Annotated in this window: 3 protein-coding genes; 2 read left to right on the top strand and 1 reads right to left on the bottom strand. The window is 35.4% G+C overall.

What is annotated here, in order from left to right:
* Positions 1 to 301: 301 nt before the first annotated feature.
* Positions 302 to 1435, top strand: a complete 1134-nt coding sequence (gene mobV, locus H8718_RS19795; protein WP_249334778.1) for a MobV family relaxase — start codon at positions 302 to 304, stop codon at positions 1433 to 1435.
* A gap of 45 nt (positions 1436 to 1480) precedes the next feature.
* Here the strand turns inward: mobV and H8718_RS19790 are convergent, their stop codons facing one another.
* Entirely contained in the window at positions 1481 to 1942 is a 462-nt protein-coding gene (locus H8718_RS19790; RefSeq protein WP_249334777.1) for a replication/maintenance protein RepL, read from the bottom strand.
* 454 nt (positions 1943 to 2396) lie between these two features.
* Between H8718_RS19790 and H8718_RS19785 the strand changes: the two genes are divergently transcribed.
* On the top strand, positions 2397 to 2627 hold the full coding sequence (locus H8718_RS19785; RefSeq protein WP_249334776.1) for a hypothetical protein: 231 nt from the start codon (positions 2397 to 2399) through the stop codon (positions 2625 to 2627).
* Positions 2628 to 3339 lie beyond the last annotated feature (712 nt).

Genomic DNA, 3339 nt, shown 5'->3' with positions numbered 1-3339 from the left:
GAGGGTCAAGAGGAAGAACGGAGTGGCTCTTGATGCTCTCGAAAGAGGTCAGTACCCTATGGCGTAGCCAACCGAACTTCATGTTCGGGGGGCACGTTCCCGACGAGGGTCGCCGAAGGCAAATAGGAAAAAGGGGGGTCAAGCCCCTCGGGGATTGTGGGTGAGCGAAGCGAGGGCAAAGCCCTTTCCCCTTTAGGGGCAAGTTACCAAAATTTTTGGTATAACTTGCTATACCATATTGAGTTATGGTTCAAGTGCGACTATACTTGAAGGTAACTTTAATATGGAATGGGGTTGAAAAATGGCTAACTGTCAGAAATACACTAAGTCAGCAACAGGGCATTTAACTAAGCATTTTGAAAGGGGTAAAGATGCCAATGGGGATTACATTAGATTCGGAAATCAAGAAATTAATACGGAAAAATCTGATCAAAATTATAATCTTGCTCCAGAGCATAATCAGATAGAATTTATTCGTCAAAGATGTAGTGAAGTCCAGTGCCTTAATCGTAAAGATGTAAATGTAATGTGTTCTTGGGTTGTAACTGCTCCAAAGAATTTGAATCAAGGGGAGGAAAAAGCATTTTTTAAAAATACATATGATTTTTTGGCTAATCGCTATGGTGAAAAGAATGTTATTTCTGCTTATGTCCACTTAGATGAAAAAAGCCCTCATATGCACTTTGCCTTTGTTCCTGTAGCATTTGATAAGAATAAGGGCATAGAAAAGGTGAGTGCCAAAGAGGTAATTACTAGAAATGACTTACAGAGCTTCCACAAGGATTTGGAGAAGCATTTAGAACGTACACTTGGGCATGAGGTGGATATTTTAAATGAAGCCACCAAAGAGGGGAATAAAAGCATAGATGAATTAAAAAGGGGTACTGCCATAGAGGAAGTATCCAAAATCAAGCAGAAAGTGTCTAAAATCGTTTCTAAGGCCCAAGAAGAAGCCAAGGCTATAGAAGATAGCATTGTACCTCTACAAGCCGAATACAATGCATATAAAGCTTATTTAGATCAGGCTAAAAGAGATAGTGATATATCAGTTATGTACCCCGAATATGCCGAAGTCACAAAAAAAGGATTAATTCATAAGCAGGAATATGTAACTGTACCAAAGGAAATGTGGGAAGCTAAGCATGTTTCAGCTAATGAAATTCATGCTTTAAAACGTCAACGTAATGAGATTGAGGATAGGATAAGGGAGTTTAAGAAGTCATCTTCAGGGGAGCGTATAAAGACTTTAGAAGGCGAATTAAAAAAGGCAAAAAGTCTTAATGAGGAACTTGCTAAACATCTTAGGGTGGCAAAGGCAGAGATTCAAAGGGTTTCTGATGTTTTCAAAAAAAGACCCGACATAGAAAAATCTTTTTATCAAGCAGAAAAAGATTTGAAAAAGACTAAATTTCGCTCTATGGATAGAGGAAGATAAAAAGGGTAAGTCGTACTTCTGCGTATGCAGATCACGACTTACCCTTTATTCTTCTGATTCCTTATTTGATTCTTCACTATCCCCAAATTCTTGAAATCTTGTAAGTAAAAACTGTTCTTTAGATTTCTTACCCCTATGTACCAATTCAGGAGTTATCATAATTGCTCCTGTTCTTGTATTAATTATCTTTGCAGCCTTTAAAACTTTTATAGTTTTTGTAACAGTATCCAAAGATGTCCCCGATTTTTCAGCTAATTCTCTATTAGTTATGATTAACGTATTAGTAGATTTGTCCATATTTTCCAAGATATATTTTACAACTTGCATTTTTCGATTCCCTAAGCTTTCAATCAGATTGATAATAGCTGATAGGTATGTAATCATAAAACCATTTCTATCGGTCTTTTTTATTATCTGATTGGCATGGATTACTTCTCCTGTTCTAGTGTTAACCCATTCATCTACACCACTATATAAAATACTATTTTCTTTTTTCTCCTTAGCCATTATAAACCCTCACTTTCTTAAATTCATTATAAAGTATATCGTATTGAAAAATCAATACATTTGTACTGAAAAAAACATTACATTGAGCCCCATTAATGGAATTTATTTACATAAAAGTAAAATGTTGATGTACTGAAAAATCAGTACAAACGTTATGAAAAATCAGTACAAGCAAAATATCAATAAGCCTAGTAATACCAACGTTTTTATCAATTTAACCTAAAAATTACTCTTTTCTAAGTACTTAAGGTACTAATCTCTAGCTATGGCTTACCTCATAAAAAGACCCCTATAGTCCCCCTGGGGACTTCCACCTTTCAAAGGTGAAGCGAACAAATCAATAAAAAGCACCTCTAATTTAAGAGATGCTTTTTATTAAATGCATTAGTTTACTTCTTCAATTGTGTTAATATATAATAAATTTATATAAAAGCCATAAAAAAGGAGAATGATTTTGAAAAATAATAATAAACTATTTATTTTATTTGCAATTTTAATTATTGTGCTTATAGGAATAGGAATTACCATTGTAAAGACATTAGTACCCAAAAATAATCAAAATTCAAATATAAGTCCCCCAATTAGTAATAATATAGAATTACATACTTCAGAAGGAGAATCTGTACCTGTTTATGAAATGCCTGGTGATGATTATGAAAATACAGATTTTAGAGAAGATAAATAAACCAAATTTCATATGGCTTCTAAATTGAACTTACCATATTTGAATGTTTTTTTACTTCTATTTTAACTTCTACTATGAGTCCTCGAAACTCTTGTAGAAGTTTTTTTATCTTTATCTTTAAATTTTTTTGAATACATTTATTGCTTGATTTTAAAGGCTTACAAGGCATATGTCATACATTGTCATACATTAAAATTATTTTTATAAATCCACTAGCTTTTCAATCCTTGATAAGTAAAAATCCATATAATAATACAAAAAGTTTTTTAAGCAATGTAATACATTTTACTCTTGAAAATTAAGGGATATCTACTATTTGTCATACAATGTATTACAAGCTTTTTGCTCTCCAATTAATATAAAATACCCCCACCAATCTCGCCCCAGGGCGACCTTCCACCTTTGAAAGGTGGAGCCAACATTCCCCCCGCCCTTCGGGAGCAGGAGGTGGTTGCACAAAAACATCTGCAAACCACCTCCGGTGGATACGGTTTTGGCTCTTTTACGTTAGTAAAGGGTTGCCCTACGGCGTCTCGCTTCGCTTGCCCCTTTACTAACCCCATTCATCGATTCTAGTGATGCAGCCAGCTAGAGAGGGTCAAGAGGAAGAACGGAGTGGCTCTTGATGCTCTCGAAAGAGGTCAGTACCCTATGGCGTAGCCAACCGAACTTCATGTTCGGGGGGCACGTTCCCGACGAGGGTCGCCGAAGG

The organism is Zhenhengia yiwuensis (genome assembly GCF_014384995.1).
GTDB classification, from domain to species: Bacteria; Bacillota; Clostridia; order Lachnospirales; family Cellulosilyticaceae; genus Zhenhengia; species Zhenhengia yiwuensis.
This window is presented reverse-complemented; position numbering and strand designations above follow the sequence as displayed.

Bases quoted from the DNA above. Each gene is read 5' to 3' on its own strand.
- mobV (WP_249334778.1), top strand. From the start codon at position 302: ATGGCTAACTGTCAGAAATACACTAAGTCAGCAACAGGGCATTTAACT.
- H8718_RS19790 (WP_249334777.1), bottom strand. From the start codon at position 1,942: ATGGCTAAGGAGAAAAAAGAAAATAGTATTTTATATAGTGGTGTAGAT.